Genomic DNA, 16,324 nt, shown 5'->3' with positions numbered 1-16,324 from the left:
ATTTTTCTTAATGGTCTAAAACCATGCTGTCTTGTAGTAGTTCTACTTCGCGCTTAGCTTTTCGTTGTAAGTACGTTGAGGCAAATACCCCAGATAACGCACCTACCATGCCTGCCATTGTCGGAATAGTTGCTTTAGATACCCCTGATGCCATTGAACGCGCACTACCAGTGCCAGTAATTGCCATTACATCAAACACTTCTATCATGCCCGTCACCGTGCCTAACAAACCAAGTAGCGGGCACAAAGCAACCATCACATTAATCAAAGAAAGATTGGTGTTTAAGCGCATACCAGCTCGCGATATCATAGCTTCGCGTATTTGCTCTGCATTCCAGCTATCTCGTTCTGCACGGTTAATCCAATTGGCTTTAAGAGCGTGTTTATAGCTTCTAAAACCATTAAAAAAGTAAATAAATCGCTCGAGTATCAATAACCACATCGCGAAGATTAACACCCCGATGACCAAGAGAACTTGGCCACCAGTGTCGAGAAAATCACGGATAGCATTGATTGAATCAATCAATAGCACCATGGTTTATGCTCCTTCCTCGCTTCGCTCTGCAATAATACCGGCGCTCTGCTCTTGAATAGTTAACAAGATATTTTTAGCGCGCGTATTAAGTAAGGTGTATAAAAATACCGTTGGTATGGCGACCACTAAGCCCAATACCGTTGTTACTAGCGCTTGAGAAATACCACCCGCCATAAGCTTAGGATCCCCAGTACCAAATAAGGTGATTGCTTGGAATGTATTGATCATGCCGGTTACCGTACCTAATAAACCTAGTAGCGGCGCAACAACAGAGATGATTTTGATAAGTGTTAAATTACGCGTCACTTTTGGCATTTCACGTAAAATAGCTTCACTTAGTTTAAGCTCCAGTGTGTCGTGTGAAACACTTGGAAATTGATCTTTTACTTTCATTACGCGTCCAAGCGGATTGTCATCACGTGCAACTGTATCTTTAAGCTGGCGACGAATTTTACCGCCCATAATCAATAGTGAGAAAAAACGCTCAAGTGATATAAGTAGTGCAATAACACCTACGCCTAAAATCACATAACCCACTGTGCCACCTTGATGAACACGTTCTTGTGTATCAGGTGCTTGTACTAATAAACCAAGAATAGAGCCGCCTGTTGGGTCAAGTGCAAATTGCACCACGCCACTTTTAGTGCTTTGTAGCTCTTCTGCTGTTGCAGTAAAGCGCGATACAGGTTGGCGAGTTAATTCACTCAAAGAATTAGTCGAGGAGTTAAACTCTAAATACTTACCGTTTGATACGAGGTTAAATGCGCCCACTCGCACAACTTCTTGCTGTGCTTTAGTACCGCCTTCAACAATAACACTTGCGTTAAAACGACTTACTTTACCTTGCTCGGTCATTTCGCGTTGTAATTCAAACCATACTTTTTCAATATCTTCTATTGAAGCAAGTTTTGAAGTTGAACCCATCTTTTGAGCAAGGTCATCCATAAACATACTGCGCCCAGCAATCTGAGCAGATATTATTGATGTCGCAAACTTATTACTAGAATCCCCTGCAACTTGTTGAAGAACGCCAAACAACTCTTTAAGCGAACCCATGCGTTTAGAAAGCGTGTCTGTTAAGTTAGCAAGTTTTACTTCGTTTTCTTCAAATTGCGTTTCTAGACGTTCAGATTCCACCAGCATTTGATTGCGCTTTGCTTGGGTATTTTTAAGTGTTTGTACTTGCTCGTTTTGGCGAGCAGCAAACTCTTGTTCACGTTGTTTATTTTGCTCGCTTTGAGCTGATTTACCATTTTCGAGCGTTTTAAGTAATGAATCTAAGTTCATTGGCTCTGCCGCTATACTTGCACCAGTAATGCTTAGGCTTGCAGCAAAAAGAGCTATTTTTGTCATTTGAGTAAACAATTTCATTTTCAACCTCTTATTCTGCTGCATGTACTGGCAGAGTTAACATATCTGGGGCAAGTTGTTTACGCGCAATGCGTAAACCTTTATTAATTTGGCTTATTGTAGAGTCTGGTAATGCTTCAAATGATTTTGTCTCTGCATTCCAGCTACCTGCTTTTTTGCCATCGCGTGTTAGGTAAATAAGCTCTAAACGGCCAATGCGTAAAAAATCAACTTCACGCTCTTTGTCATCCACATTTAAAAGTGCGGTATAAGCTTCAATAGTGCGCCCGTAGTCAACTTCTACTTGATACGCTTCAAGTACACGGCGGAATTTTTCACTTGAGTTAATATCAGCACGATTCATCATTTCTTTTAAAGACGTAACGCGCTTAGTGCGCTCATCAGCTAAAAATGGAATATCTAAAGATACAAACTGCTCAAGACCTTCAATCATTCTAAGCATTAGCGGAGTAATTTGACGTTCAATAATAGAAACCTGATCCATTGACAGGTTTAAAGATTCCATCTCTTCTATTTGATTATTTAATTGTTTAGTTAGCTGGGCGTTGTATACAGCTAAACCATCAATCTCTTTATTGAGGGTTTTAAATTGCTGTAAACGTCCTTGCATTGAATCTGCAATCTTGTCTATTTTTGTTTGTGATTGCGCAGCTGATTTATTAATTTCACTGCTTTTATCAATAACCTTATCTAAATCGTTTGCGTGTACTGCTGCACTTGCGGCCACAATACCAGCTAAGATTAATGGTTTAACGCCTTTCATCGCATACACCTTTACTCGTTAGTTAGCGGATTTGCTAGTTTGTTTTTTTAGGTCATAAACTTTGTTATATAAATAATTTATGACTTAATAATTCAATGAGCAGGAGTTTATAGATGAAACATGACAAGGATGTTGCGCAAAAAAGTCGCTTTTATGACAATGGTAACAATTAAGACTTACGAGGAAGTTTTAACGCGAATAAGGGTACTTGCTGGCCAAATACCCCTTATTAAGAAGATGCAAGAAGGTGGTTAATCCAAAATTGAATTAATTTGATTAAGAGAATAGTGCAAATCGGTATAATTAATTTCTATAGGGTGAGCTTTATTATCTTTAATAAGCACCAGTGAGGGAAAACCTTGAATTGGTAAAGTGCGAACAAACGATAACTCAGCTTTAAATTCATCATTAAGCTCGCTTGATGTTAGCTGCTCCGAAAACTCATCTTTATTTAAGCCAATTTTTTCAGCCAAACTAATTAATGTACTTTCATCAGACGGGTTTTGTGCGTTTAGGTAATAAGCGTGTTGAATAGCAGCCACCATTTGGGCTTCTTTACCCGCTTTACGCGCTATAAGTGCAGCTCTGCATGCGGGATACGTTGAACGTCTTGGCTGGCAATCGCGCCAAAAGTTATAATTAAATTGCGTACCTAACTGCGCTGAAATTTTATGCCAAGTACCCTCAAGCATCTCTTTCATATTTTGTGGCATTGGGTCTTGGCTATCAGGAGCAAGACCACCTACTTTATATTCTATCGCCACTTTACCAGCAAGCTCTGATTTTAGCTTAAGCCAGGTTGGTGAGTAACCCCAACACCAACTACACATTGGGTCATGGACATATATTAACTTACTTTGAGACATATTAATCCTTCAACTAGTTTGAGACGACTCTATTGCGACCAGCAGCCTTTGCACTATAAAGAGCTTCATCAGCTTGCTTTAACGAATCATCATAATCAGTTACTTTATTTACTTGGGAAATACCAATGCTACAGGTGATTGAAATACGCTGCTTGTCATCAGTAAATATAACATGCCCTGCCACTGCTTCTCGAAATTTGTTGGCAATTACAGAGGCTGTAGAGGCAGTGAGCTGCGGTAAAATAACAACAAACTCTTCACCGCCATAACGGGCCTTTAACGCAGTTGCCAAAAACTGAGACTCAAGAAGTTTGGTAAATTCTATCAATACCGTATCACCGAAATCGTGGCCATGCGTATCGTTTAAAGATTTAAAATTATCTAAATCAATTAACAAAATTGAAAAAGGTAAGTACTGCTCTGGGCGTGTTTGAGCAAGCTTTAAAAAATGAGAGGTAATAAAACGCCTATTTGCTATGCCAGTAAGGGGGTCAGTATAAGCATCTTGTTTTTGCTCTAGCGTAATATCGGCAATAGCCATGTGGCTTTTATGCCTAAAATACTCACCAATAAATGAGAATAAAAACACCATAGAAAAGGACGCTATAAAACGTGTTTTTTCTACGTTGCCATAGCTAACTTGACCAAAGTCAGGGCCGTATAAAATAACAATACAAGAAAACAGTAAGGTACAGCCTAACCAAGCACCTAGTCTAACCCCTAAAGATGCAAACGTTACGACAGGATAAAACATTAGCCAATATAGCGCGGTATTATCTTTACCGCCGGTATAAACAAGTGCAACAAACATCATGCACACAATGCTCATACTTATTAATGCCACAACTTGCAGATTACCCGTTTTTATAAAATAGATAGAACAGCTTATATTTGTAATGTTAACGATAATTAATGAAGCGGTCAGTAGTGGCGAATAAAGCTTATAATTAAAAAACACTAATACTGCGATCAACACAATTGAAATCCCAATCATGGTAAATAAGGAAAACGCTTTGCGTTGAATGTCTGAGCTATAAACACTGTCGATATTTATCAGACTGAGCCAATTTGGTTTATTCACATTTTTTTTAGTCATTAATTTTATACTTTAAACTTTTGAACCATATTTTCTAAAGCACTAAACTGTTGTTTTAGTTTGGTACATTCGTCAAGCGTGTCATTTAAGTTGGCCTTGCCTTGTATACAAAGCGAATTAATTGTTTGAATATCTGTATCTAATAACTTAACAACTTGGTTTTGCTCATCTGTTGCAGTGGCCACAGAGTGATTTGCATCGTTAATTTGTTGAATCGCTTGTATAACATGGCTCATTAAATTGCCAACAGCATCGGCTTGTTGCACGCTTTGTTCACTGCCTTCAAGGCTTGTTTTCATAAGCTCTACCGCAAGGTTTGAGCCTTTTTGCAACTGACTAACCGTGTCTTCAATCTCTTGCGTTGACTGTTGAGTGCGGTGCGCTAATTGGCGAACTTCATCTGCTACAACGGCAAAACCGCGTCCCGCCTCTCCTGCTCTAGCGGCCTCAATTGCGGCATTAAGTGCCAATAAATTCGTTTGTTCACTTACACCTTTAATAACTTCAAGCACTTGCCCAATACTGGCTGTGTGTGTATTTAAACTGTTTATTGTTTGCTGAGCTTTCTCCATATTAGCTGAAAGCTGGTGGATGGTTGCAACACTGTGGCTTAATGCTTCTTGGTTTTGTGTTGAGTGCTCATCTGCATTTTTAGCAAGCTGCGAAGCACTCTCTGCATTACTTGAAATATCCATTGATGTAGCTGAAAACTGATTAATAGCCGCTGCAACGCTATCGGTTCGTTTACTTTGATCATCATACATAGACAGTGATGAATGTGTTTGTGATACCAAGCTCTCAATAGCTGTATCTAATTGCTCAGTGGAATCTTTTACTTGCTCTATTGAATGCTGAATTTTTTCGATGAAAATATTAAATGAATGACTTAAGTCGCCAAACTCATCATCGTTTTCAACGGTTAAACGCCTTGTTAAATCGCCTTCGCCTTGTGCTATATCTTTAATGGCATCATTTAAACGGTTCATAGGCTGCATTAAATAGCGTAATAAAAGCTGCATCATAATAATGATAGCAATGATCCCTATCACCATAAAAACAGCCGCAGTTTGGCCAAAGTTAGAAACGCTGACATACGCTTTATCTTTATCTATAACAACACCTAGGTACCAATCTACATTTTCAATGCCACTAATTTTTGTAAACGAGATAAGTTTAGACTCTCCGTTTATTTCGTATTGGGTAAACTCACTTTGCAAGGGCGTATTAGTACCAAAAATATCTGATGTATTTTTTAAGTTTAACTTAGCATTAGGATGGCTTAACACTTGACCTTTGTTATCGAGTAAAAAACCATAACCAAGACCTAAAAAATCAATATCGTTGATAATTTTAGTCACGGTCTGCATATCAATATCGGCACCTGCAACGCCGCTAAACTGCCCATTTTGTAGCATGGGTACTACCGCTGAGATTGTAAGCTCGTTAGTTGTTACATCAATATAGGGAGTTGTAAAAGCGGTATTTGATTTGTTTTCGACTAATTTGTACCAAGGCCGAGAGGTCGCATCAAAATCAGCAGGTAAAACGACAGATTGATCGTTTAATATAAACGTGCCGCTGGATTTACCGATATAGGTATTTTTAAAGCTTCCGGCAAGTTCTGCAGTATTTAATTGTGAAAGGGTGAGTGCTTTAGAATCATTAGCTTTGTGGGTTTTAGCAATTGATATAACAATCGCCAACTTTGCATTTAACCAACTCGCTATATTTTGTGAAACAGATTCTGAGTTTTGTTGTAATACTAGGCTTAACTGCTGCTCTGTTTGCTTGCGCATTGCAATGTAGTTATTAAAAGTAAATAACCCTAGCACCAAAACCAAAATTAAAGAGGCCGCAATAGTCACTTTGGAAGTAAATTTCAACGAGTTAAGCATATACATCCTTTTTATTATTTATCTTTATTATCAATACAGTTTTAGCAAAAATTTAGCAAAATGTCCTAATAAATAAGTCTTGCGACTAGGTTATTAGATAAAAATAAGGATAAAGGATTAAAAAACAAAAGGCTGTAGGGGATAACTGACTAATATTGAAATAAATTGTGACTCGTATTAATTACTTGTGGAACGTTCCTATTAAATGTAGCTTTATAAGTGACTGAATACGTATTCAGTCACTCTTGTATAGTCTGTTATTTCCACTTATTTGCTAAGCGAACAACATTTAATCCATACCATGCAATAAATACATAACATAGCATTGGAACAAAAAAGCTTTGCTGTATATTTACTGTGTCAGCTATAAACCCTTGCAGTAATGGTACAAGTGCACCACCTACAATAGCTAAGCACAACCAACCAGAACCCTTACTGGTCAATGATCCTAGTCGCTCGATTGCAACTGAAAATATAGTCGGGAACATAATTGAGTTAAATAAACCAATTGCCAATACTGAATATAAAGCGACGTCACCTTGAGTAAAAATGGTGATCAGCAATAGCGCAATAATACTAAATGCATTAAATGCGATAGCCTTAGAAGGCGCTATTTTTTGTAATAAAACAGAGCCAATAAAACGCCCTACCATTGCCCCGCCCCAATAATAACTAATAAGTGCGGCCGCGGTATGCTCTTCAAGCCCTGCTATGTGTGCCTCACCAAAGTAATTTACTAAAAAGCTGCCGATGGCAACTTCCCCGCCTACATAACAAAATATAGCAAGTACACCCATAGTTAAGTGCGGTGCTTGAGTTAATGAACGAGATTCTACTGCAGCGTTATTTTCTTCTTTATGGGCTTCAATTTCTGGAAGCTTTATAAAGGCAAATATAATAGCGATAAGTAATAATGCGCCAGCAAGCATTAAATAAGGAACTTTTACAGACTCAGCAGTTGCTGCAGAAGCGGCTAGACTACCTGCTGTACCAAAAAATAATAAACCACCTACATAAGGCCCAACAGTAGTACCAAGCGCATTAAGTGCTTGTGCCAAATTTAAACGAGAAGAAGCTGTTTTTTCGCTCCCAAGAGCAGCAACATAAGGGTTAGCAGAAACCTGAAGTACCGTTACACCAGCGGCAAGTACAAATAAAGCGCCTAAAAATAGCCAATACTCATGTACTACAACAGCAGGGTAAAACAACATACAGCCAATTGAAGCCACAATTAAACCGGTTAAAATCCCTTTTTTGTAACCAAACTGCTTAACTAAAATACCCGCAGGGATAGAAACAATAAAATAAGCACCAAAAAAGCAAAACTGTACTAGCATCGCTTCAAAAAAGCTTAAATCAAATACACCTTTTAATCGTGGTATTAGTACATCGTTTAAAACAGTAATAAAACCCCATAAAAAAAATAGGGTCGTCATTGCAGTCAGTGGAAACAGGTAATTTTTATTTGGCTGTTCGTTGACCGCGAATGATTGATTTGTATTTATTTCACTCACGTCGTTTTCACTCCATTAACAAGTTGAAAACGATTCTACATGTTTATATATAAATTAGTCAGTGCAACAAAGGAACGTTCCAATTTTATGGTTTGCATTGAGTATTGGTCGTATTGATAATACGGTCTATCTCACCACTATTATGGAACTGATAAAGCCCTTCGTTTATGTCATCTAAGACTAAAAGCCATTTAGGTGTAAGCTTACTAATAGCAAAATATAAAGGGTTATATTGCAGAGGAATGCTTTCTTGCTCTATAGAAGAAAGCAAAGATTGTTTTTCAGGTTTAGTTAAAGAAGAATAAGTTACAGAGAATTTAAGAACTTGAGGGTCGCCTATAATCAAATCAACACGTTTAGCAACCAGAAGCTGAACAAGTTGTAAATCATCAACAGAGGTAATAACTTCAAACTCAGCATTGTCCATCATAGCATCAAACTCAGGCGTATTTTGATACCCACGAACAACACCAATCTTTTGCCCTTTAAGCGATTTTAAGTTTCCAGTGAAACGGTCTGAATCGCCTTTCCTTTTTAAAAATGCAATTTCGCCACCTTTAAACGAATTTGATAAACCGAGTAATTCTCGACGTGTTTTACCATTAACATAATCGGAGGGGGCTGTATCTTCTATAAAGTATTCAGGCATTAATATATCAGCTTTGCCTAGTTCTACATTTCGTACAGCTCTTGCCCAAGGCAAAAATTCAATATATACGCTGTAGCCCTTACTATTTAATAGAGCAATTGAAAATTGATAAACCCAGCCTTTATTACATAAATTATTACCAATATAAGGAGGCCAATCGAGTGTGGCTAAATGGAGTGTTTGTTTGGGGTTTTTCGCTTCATAGAGCACTCCTGATTTGTGGTAATGTCCAGTTAAAACATGTTGAGTACCATTTTGATAATACTCAACTGATGTTTCAGCAAAACAATTACTACTTGTCAGTAATAATATAAAATAAAACCAGCGCATTTTAGAATCTATTTGTGATTACGAATATTTATGAGTTTAGTTACAACTAAACCTTTTGCACTAATAAATCTTAATTAGATACTTTTTCCCATTTCATTTTATTATTTGTATCACGTGAGCTTATAATTGTTGTATCGCTGCTCTCAACGCCGCCTAATTTAGCTAAGCGATCGTACAAAACAACATTACAGGTAGCCGCTAAGTTCATGCAGCCAATAGTTGGAATATATACCACTTCATCACACCACTTTAAAACGTCTTTTGGTACAGAGCCATCTTCGGGGCCAAAAACATAAAACGCATTTTCAGGGTGTTTAAACTCAGGTAAAGGTGTTGCACCTTCAATAAGCTCAATGACAACAACGGTAGCACCCTCTGGTTTTACCGCTTCTAAACTATCGGTTTCGGTTAAAGGGATACGCTCAAGTGCGTTCTTAGTATCGGTATGAAATTTTTTGGCATTTAAGTAACGATTACCGGTAAAAAACACTTGTTTGGCGTCATAACAGCCTGCTGCACGCAATACACCGCCAACATTTGTCGGGCTTTTAGGGTTAATTAAACCAATACTCGCTTTTAACTTATTCATTAATCAGCGTCCTTTGTTGGCCACTCTGCGATGTATAAATCAAAATCATCTAGCTTTACATCACAATCTTTTACTGTTTTGTCTTTTACAGAAATACCTAACTCATGCATCTTTGCTTTATCGCCACTGTTTAATAATGGGTGCCAAGAAGCCAAACCCCGGCCTTCATGTAAACGACGGTAACTGCAGCTTTGTGGCATAAAAAAGATGTCTTTAAGGTTTTCTTTTGTGAGTTTTACACAAGAAGGAACAAGCGTTTGGCGGTTTTCGTATTCGCTACAACCACAGGTGTTGTTATCAAGATACTGACATACAATATTAGTAAATATTAATTGCTCACCTTCGCGTAACTGATCGGTGGCAGTAAATTCGTCTTCATCTTCGCTATCAATAAACGTATTTAAACAACATTTTCCGCATCCATCACAAATGGCTTCCCATTCGTTTTGACTCATGTCGCTTAAGCTTTTTTTAAGCCAAAATTGTGTATTTGCTAATTGTTGATCAAACATAGTTTACTCGTGCCCCCTAAAGAGCGCGCATTCTACCGTATTGCTGTAAATGGCGCAAAGCCAATACCCTTTCAAAGTACAGGCTTTGCGCTACAAATTAGCTTTGAGATTTAACCCAACGCTTAATTTTTTCCTCAAGGATTGGCATTGGCAATGCGCCATCAATTAATATTTGCGTGTGAAACGCTTTAATATCAAATTTATTGCCGAGTTCTTTTTTAGAAAAATCACGTAATTCTTGAATTTTAAATTGCCCTAACTTGTAAGAAAGCGCTTGGCCTGGCCATGCTATGTAGCGCTCTACTTCAGCAATTACATCACTTTTAGCCATAGACGAATTTGCAAGCATGTAGTCTATACCTTGTTGACGCGTCCACCCTTTTGCATGAAAACCAGTATCAAGCACTAAACGCATTGCGCGTAATTGCTCGTCTGATAAACGTCCGTACCACATATAAGGGTCGGTAAATAAACCTAGCTCTTTGCCTAAGCTTTCTGCATAAAGCGCCCAACCTTCTGCAAACACGGTATAACCACCAAATTTACGAAAATCAGGTAAGCCCTCAATTTCTTGCTGAAGTGCTATTTGAAAGTGATGACCCGGGGCTGCTTCGTGAATCGATAAAGTTTCGAGTAAAAATTTAGGCTGCGCTTTTAAGTTATAAGCATTGATATAAAAAATACCAGGGCGAGAGCCATCAGACGCCGGAGATGCGTATGATGCACCAGCTGCCGACTGCGCTCTGTATGCTTCAACAGCTTTTACAACATAAGGTGCTTTGGGTGCGATGTTAAAAAGCAGAGGCAAACGTGAGTCTATTTTTTTCTTAACGTTTTCATATGCCGCAATTAACTCCTCAGGCGTGTCGTAGTAAAATTCATCTGAATCGCGTAAATGGTCAAAAAATTCAGATAACTCACCTTTAAAGCCTACGGTTTCTTTTACTTTTTTCATTTCGCTTAAAATACGCGACACTTCACTTAAACCAATGTCATGAATTTCATCTGCAGATAAGCTAAGCGTCGTGTTTTTCTTAATTTGGTATTCGTACCATGCTTTACCGTTTGGTAGGTCACTGTAACCAACGCTTTTTCGGCTATTTGCAATATACTGATTAGCTAAAAAGTCACTCATGCTTTTATAAGCCGGTACTAAGTGCTGCATAATCAATTGACGATACTGCGCTGTAATTTTTTGCTTTTGCTGTGCGCTAATCGAGTCTGGTAATTTTTTAATTGGTCCCCAAAATAGTGAGTCTTCAGCATTTTTAACTACATGAGCTGCAAATTGTGGCTGCAGTTTTTCAGCTAGTGGTTTTGGTAACGTAATACCTAGTTTAATGCCTTGTGCCATTGAGCGCTCTACACTGGCAAGCCACTTTACAAAACCTTCGCTACGCGAGATAAAAGCCGTGTAATCTTCAACGGTATTAAACGGCTGGGCACTTTGACCTGAACCAAAACCTGCAAAGGTGTTATGCGCACCCGCCATTTGGTTAATTGGTAGTAAATAATCAGGAAACTGCATGCCTTCTAATTTAAGGGCAAGGTCACGCTCTAATATTTCAAAACTTAAAAGCGATTGCCCTGTTAACTGTGCTTTATCTATAAAGTTTAATCGCTGTTGATATTTTTTATAAAAAGCGGCTTTTTTAGCTCTATTTTCTTTTGAAATCACAGGCGTGAATTGATCGTTAAACTCATTACGACCATTGTACGTTGCGCTGATGGGGCTATATGTGAGCGATTCATCGTAATACTGTGCAACAAGTACATCGAGTTGTTGCTCTGCTGAAAGCTCTGAAACAATACCTGCTGATGCCTTAACTGTGTTTAACTGTGTACTGGTATTAGTCTGTGTACTAAGCTCAGTATTCATACAGCCACTTAAAGCAAACATAACGCCACTGGCAACTAATGCTAATTTAATTGATTTCATGATAATCCTTTTTAATATCGTTTTTTAATTATGCGCATTAAACCGTGCTTAATAAAGAAATTACGATAGATTGCAATCATCGTATTAAATTTGCACTTTTATCTGAACTTGTTACATTTCTATTAATTCAAATATGATTTAAAAGAAAAATAAAATGAAAAAACAACTACTCAGCACCTCTATTGCCTTACTTTGCTTAACCACTTTTAATAGCCATGCAGTTACATACCTATCGGCTAAAGCCATGATTGATATTAAAGATGGCAAGCTCATTAAATCTCCTTTAATTACTATAGATGATGGCGTGATCACTAATGTTGAACAAAATAAAAAACCAACGCTAACTAAAGATGATAAACATATTCAACTACCTGATTTAACCCTTATGCCAGGTTTAATGGATATGCATGTGCATTTAACGAGTGACCCTACGGTGCCGCGCAGTGAACGTTTAGGCCAGTCAGTTCCTAGAATGGCGATTAAAGCGGCTCATTTTGCCAAAAAAACCTTAGAAGCTGGATTTACAACAGTACGTAATGTTGGCGCAGAAGGTTACAGCATCATAGCCGTGCGTGACGGCATAAATGCGGGTGACATAGTTGGCCCTCGTATTTGGGCTGCAGGCCCATCACTCGGCATTACTGGCGGGCACTGTGATAACAACCGCCTACCTCCTGAGCTTAAATATACTTCAAGTGGCGTCGCAGACGGTCCATGGGCTGCGCGTATAAAAGTACGCGAAAATATTAAATACGGGGCAAATGCTATTAAGTTTTGCGCCACAGGTGGCGTATTTTCAAAAGGGACTAAAGTAGGTGCACAGCAGTATTCTTTTGAAGAAATGAAAGCCATTGTTGATGAAGCCCATATGCGATATTTACCAGTAGCTGCCCATGCGCACGGTACAAGCGGTATAAAAACAGCGATTAAAGCAGGTGTTGATAGCGTAGAGCACGCCAGCTTTTTAGATGACGAAGCAATAGCGCTTGCTAAAGAGCATGGAACTTGGCTTTCTATGGATATTTATAACACCGAATACACGCTCACTTATGGCGAGCAAAACGGCGTAGACGAAGAAAACCTAAATAAAGAGCGCCAAGTTTCTAAAAGGCAACGTGATAGCTTTAGCCGTGCTGTAAAAGCGGGTGTTAAAATGGTGTTCGGTACCGATGCAGCAATTTACCCGCACGGAGATAATGCAAAACAGTTTAGCCGCATGGTTGAATTTGGCATGACAGAACTACAAGCCATTCAAGCATCAACTATTAATAGCGCTAAGTTATTAAAAATGGATACTCAGTTAGGACAAATTAAAACCGGATTTGCAGCTGATATAATTGCGGTAAAAGCAAATCCTCTTAAAAGTATTAAAACCTTAGAGGCAGTACCTTTTGTAATGAAAGCAGGTGTTGTTTATAAAAACCAGTTGTAAATACACACTATTAAGGCTGAGTTTACTCAGCCTTAATAAAACTCTCACCTATATTGAATATGCCATAAAAGGGTCACCGCCCCCCTATTAGACTCGCTTTTGTCTATTAATTATCCGAACAGTTTTATTTAATCAAATAAAATGAACTTTCTATTCACTTTAAAAACAATAACCATTATCATTCGCGCAAATTCAATAACGCGAATAGTTATCACTCTATGAAAACGTTTAAGTACTCTCTTATTACTCTTGCTTGTTTAAATGCAAATATGGCATTTGCCAAAAATACACAAGTTGATGCTGATATTGAACGCATCAGCGTATACGAAAAGCAAAACCGCGTGGTGATGAGCTCTGGTCTTGCTACTAAATCAGACATGTCTTTAATGGAAACACCTGCACCGGTTGTAATTATTGACCGAGAACTGATTGAATCTCAAGGTGTAGATAGCTTACAAGATTTAGTTAGAAACGTAAGTGGCTTAACACAAGCAGGTAATAATTACGGTATTGGTGATAACTTAGTAATTCGTGGTTTAGATGCAAACTACACCTACGATGGTATGTACGGTGGTGCAGGCCTAGGTAATACATTTAACCCAACTCGTTCACTTACAAATGTTGAATCTGTTGAGGTTTTAAAAGGCCCAGCAACAGGTTTATATGGCATTGGTAGTGCAGGTGGCGTAATTAACCTAATTGAAAAAAAACCAGAGTTTGAAGAAAAACACAAAGTTGCGGCTGAGCTTGGCCAGTGGGATAGCTATTCATTATCGTTTGATAGCACTAACGCTATAACAGATGATTTAGCTTATCGTGTAATGGCTAAAACAGCGTCAAGTGACGGCTTTCGCGATTTAAAAGAAGATCGCGACGAAATTTATACCTCACTTAAATACGTGCTAAACGACAGACAAAACATCATGCTTTCTGCAGCCTATATAAAAGATGAAATAGCGGTTGATTCTATTGGTCACCCTATTCGTATTTACAATGCAGAAACTGCAAACGGCTTAAGCGCGGGTGAAGTAACTGGTGCCGATTTAGTAAATGATCCGACAGGAAGCGGCGTACAGTTAAGTGATGCACAACGCGACCAACTTGCTAATTCATTATCAGCATCTGATGGCTTAACACCTTATAGCTTTGGCACAAATGGTATTATTTCACCAATGGCTGATGCTAACGAAGGTGAAGAGCTGCGTTTTAAATTAACGCATAACTATTACATTACTGACGATTTATTTTTAAACCAGCAGCTACAGTACCGTAACTACACATCAAGTTTTGCGCGCCAAACAGGTGCATATAACTACGTCTATTCAACACGCGATGGAATTATCAATAACGACCCCCGTGCTCCATTAGTTGAAGACGGTGTACTTTACCCATATGCAGCACGCCGCCAAGAATACCGCCAAGTAGAAGCAGATGAAAAATCATGGCAGTACTTCTTAGATTTACGTTATGACTTTATGTTAGGCGACGTAGATAACGAATTACTAGTTAACGCCAACTACGAAGATAGAGATATTCGTTTTAAACAATTCTCAATATGGGATCAAGATTACGTACTCACAAACAATGATGGTGATGTAACGTACCAAGGTTCTTTGCCGTATATTTACGATATAAGAGAACCAAATTGGCCAACCGGTAACTTTGAAAATTACGATCCGCTTAAAACAAGTGACTACAATAAAAAAGTACAAGCATGGGGCTTAGGCATTCAACATGTTGGTTACATAACTGAAGAACTTACAACGCGTATTGGTGTGGCATATAACCGAATTGAGCAAACTTATGAGCACTTTGGTGTTGATGAGCGCTACAGTTCTAGCCGTGCAGAGCCAACGCCTGAAGCGAGTACATCAGATTCTGGCTTAACGTATAACCTGGGTGCAACGTATCAGCCATCTGAAGATTTATCTGTATTTGTAAATCATTCAAAAGGGCGTACAGCGTATAGTGTATTAGGCTCAGTGGCAGGTAATGAAGCTGACCGAGAAGATTCAGAATCTATAAGTAACGACCTAGGCTTTAGATTTAAAGCATTTGATGACCAACTACTCGCATCTGTTGTTATATTTGAAAGCTCTCGTACTAACTTAGAATATGCAAATCCACTCTATGACGCATTAACATCAGGCTCAGATGTACCTGAAAGCTATTATGATGGTAAAGAGCAAACAAAAGGTGTTGAGCTTGATTTAAATGCTTACTTGAACGATAAATGGAAAGTAAACGTAAATGGTATTTATCAAGATGCACGTGACAAAAGTAATCCTAACAGCAGCAGTTACGACACACGCCAAAAAGGTGTGCCTTACGTAACAGCAAGTACATGGGTAACCTACTACGCAGATATGTTTAATTTACCTGAGGCTGTAAATATAAGTGGTGGTATTACATTTGTAGATAACAGAAGTACTAATTCAAGTTCGTTTTCGATTCCTGATGGTTACGTACCAAGTTATACGACTTACGATACAGCTGTATCGTATACAACTGATAAATGGCATATGCAGTTAAACTTAAATAACTTGTTCAACAAAAAGTATTACTCAAAAGCGATGTTTTTAGGTGGTATGCCAGGGGAAGAGCGTAATGCAAAACTAAGTTTTAGTTACACACTTTAACTAGCTAACCTGATGTAATGGTCTCCTCCCTATACGGCATCTATGTGCCATGATTAAAGTGGTTACAATAATCAAAGGGAGAAGACCAAAATGAAGATTACAACAATTGGTTTAGACATAGCAAAAAGATTTTTCCATGTGGTGTGCTGCAATGAACAAGGGCGCTTAGTTAAAAAGAAAATGTTAAAGCGTGC

General features: G+C 38.4%; 13 protein-coding genes and 1 pseudogene. 3 read left to right on the top strand and 11 right to left on the bottom strand.

What is annotated here, in order from left to right; all coding sequences use genetic code 11:
- Positions 1-7: 7 nt before the first annotated feature.
- From QL998_RS10190 to QL998_RS10140, 11 genes are all read right to left on the bottom strand, one after another.
- Positions 8-535 carry a MotA/TolQ/ExbB proton channel family protein gene (locus QL998_RS10190; RefSeq protein ID WP_010552929.1) on the bottom strand — a complete coding sequence of 176 codons (528 nt, stop codon included), beginning with the start codon at positions 533-535 and terminating at the stop codon, positions 8-10.
- A gap of 3 nt (positions 536-538) precedes the next feature.
- Positions 539-1,906, bottom strand: coding sequence for a MotA/TolQ/ExbB proton channel family protein (locus QL998_RS10185; RefSeq protein ID WP_290192615.1), 1,368 nt, complete (start codon positions 1,904-1,906; stop codon positions 539-541).
- A gap of 10 nt (positions 1,907-1,916) precedes the next feature.
- On the bottom strand, positions 1,917-2,669 hold the full coding sequence (locus tag QL998_RS10180; protein WP_024594647.1) for a DUF3450 domain-containing protein: 753 nt from the start codon (positions 2,667-2,669) through the stop codon (positions 1,917-1,919).
- A gap of 251 nt (positions 2,670-2,920) precedes the next feature.
- Entirely contained in the window at positions 2,921-3,535 is a 615-nt protein-coding gene (locus QL998_RS10175; RefSeq protein WP_290192614.1) for a DsbA family protein, read from the bottom strand.
- Between the two features lie 13 nt (positions 3,536-3,548).
- A complete protein-coding gene (locus QL998_RS10170) occupies positions 3,549-4,631 on the bottom strand; it encodes a GGDEF domain-containing protein (protein WP_290192613.1) in 1,083 nt (360 codons plus the stop codon).
- A gap of 5 nt (positions 4,632-4,636) precedes the next feature.
- The gene (locus QL998_RS10165; protein WP_290192612.1) at positions 4,637-6,526 is read right to left on the bottom strand and encodes a methyl-accepting chemotaxis protein; all 1,890 of its coding nucleotides are present in this window, start codon (positions 6,524-6,526) and stop codon (positions 4,637-4,639) included.
- A 257-nt stretch (positions 6,527-6,783) separates the two neighbouring features.
- Entirely contained in the window at positions 6,784-8,040 is a 1,257-nt protein-coding gene (locus QL998_RS10160; protein WP_101163500.1) for a sugar MFS transporter, read from the bottom strand.
- Positions 8,041-8,125: 85 nt separating this feature from the next.
- Positions 8,126-9,019, bottom strand: a complete 894-nt coding sequence (locus QL998_RS10155) for a transporter substrate-binding domain-containing protein (protein ID WP_290192611.1) — start codon at positions 9,017-9,019, stop codon at positions 8,126-8,128.
- A gap of 70 nt (positions 9,020-9,089) precedes the next feature.
- Positions 9,090-9,608, bottom strand: a complete 519-nt coding sequence (locus tag QL998_RS10150) for an RNA methyltransferase (protein ID WP_290192610.1) — start codon at positions 9,606-9,608, stop codon at positions 9,090-9,092.
- On the bottom strand, positions 9,608-10,120 hold the full coding sequence (locus QL998_RS10145) for a YcgN family cysteine cluster protein (protein WP_290192609.1): 513 nt from the start codon (positions 10,118-10,120) through the stop codon (positions 9,608-9,610). Before QL998_RS10145 ends, QL998_RS10150 begins: the two co-directional genes overlap by 1 nt.
- 97 nt (positions 10,121-10,217) lie before the next feature.
- Positions 10,218-12,059, bottom strand: coding sequence for a DUF885 domain-containing protein (locus QL998_RS10140; RefSeq protein WP_290192608.1), 1,842 nt, complete (start codon positions 12,057-12,059; stop codon positions 10,218-10,220).
- Between the two features lie 154 nt (positions 12,060-12,213).
- Between QL998_RS10140 and QL998_RS10135 the strand changes: the two genes are divergently transcribed.
- The 3 genes and pseudogenes from QL998_RS10135 to QL998_RS10125 all read left to right on the top strand — a co-directional run.
- Positions 12,214-13,491 carry an amidohydrolase family protein gene (locus tag QL998_RS10135; RefSeq protein ID WP_290192607.1) on the top strand — a complete coding sequence of 426 codons (1,278 nt, stop codon included), beginning with the start codon at positions 12,214-12,216 and terminating at the stop codon, positions 13,489-13,491.
- Positions 13,492-13,709: 218 nt separating this feature from the next.
- Positions 13,710-16,130 (top strand): TonB-dependent receptor, encoded by a 2,421-nt coding sequence (locus QL998_RS10130; protein ID WP_290192606.1) that lies wholly within the window; start codon positions 13,710-13,712, stop codon positions 16,128-16,130.
- 90 nt (positions 16,131-16,220) lie between these two features.
- A pseudogene (locus QL998_RS10125) lies at positions 16,221-16,324 on the top strand (IS110 family transposase); the annotation flags it as partial.

It is taken from the genome of Pseudoalteromonas sp. APC 3691 (assembly GCF_030408135.1).
Classification (GTDB): Bacteria; Pseudomonadota; Gammaproteobacteria; order Enterobacterales; family Alteromonadaceae; genus Pseudoalteromonas.
Note: the sequence above shows the minus strand (reverse complement) of the source record. Positions and strands in the feature narration are given on the sequence as shown.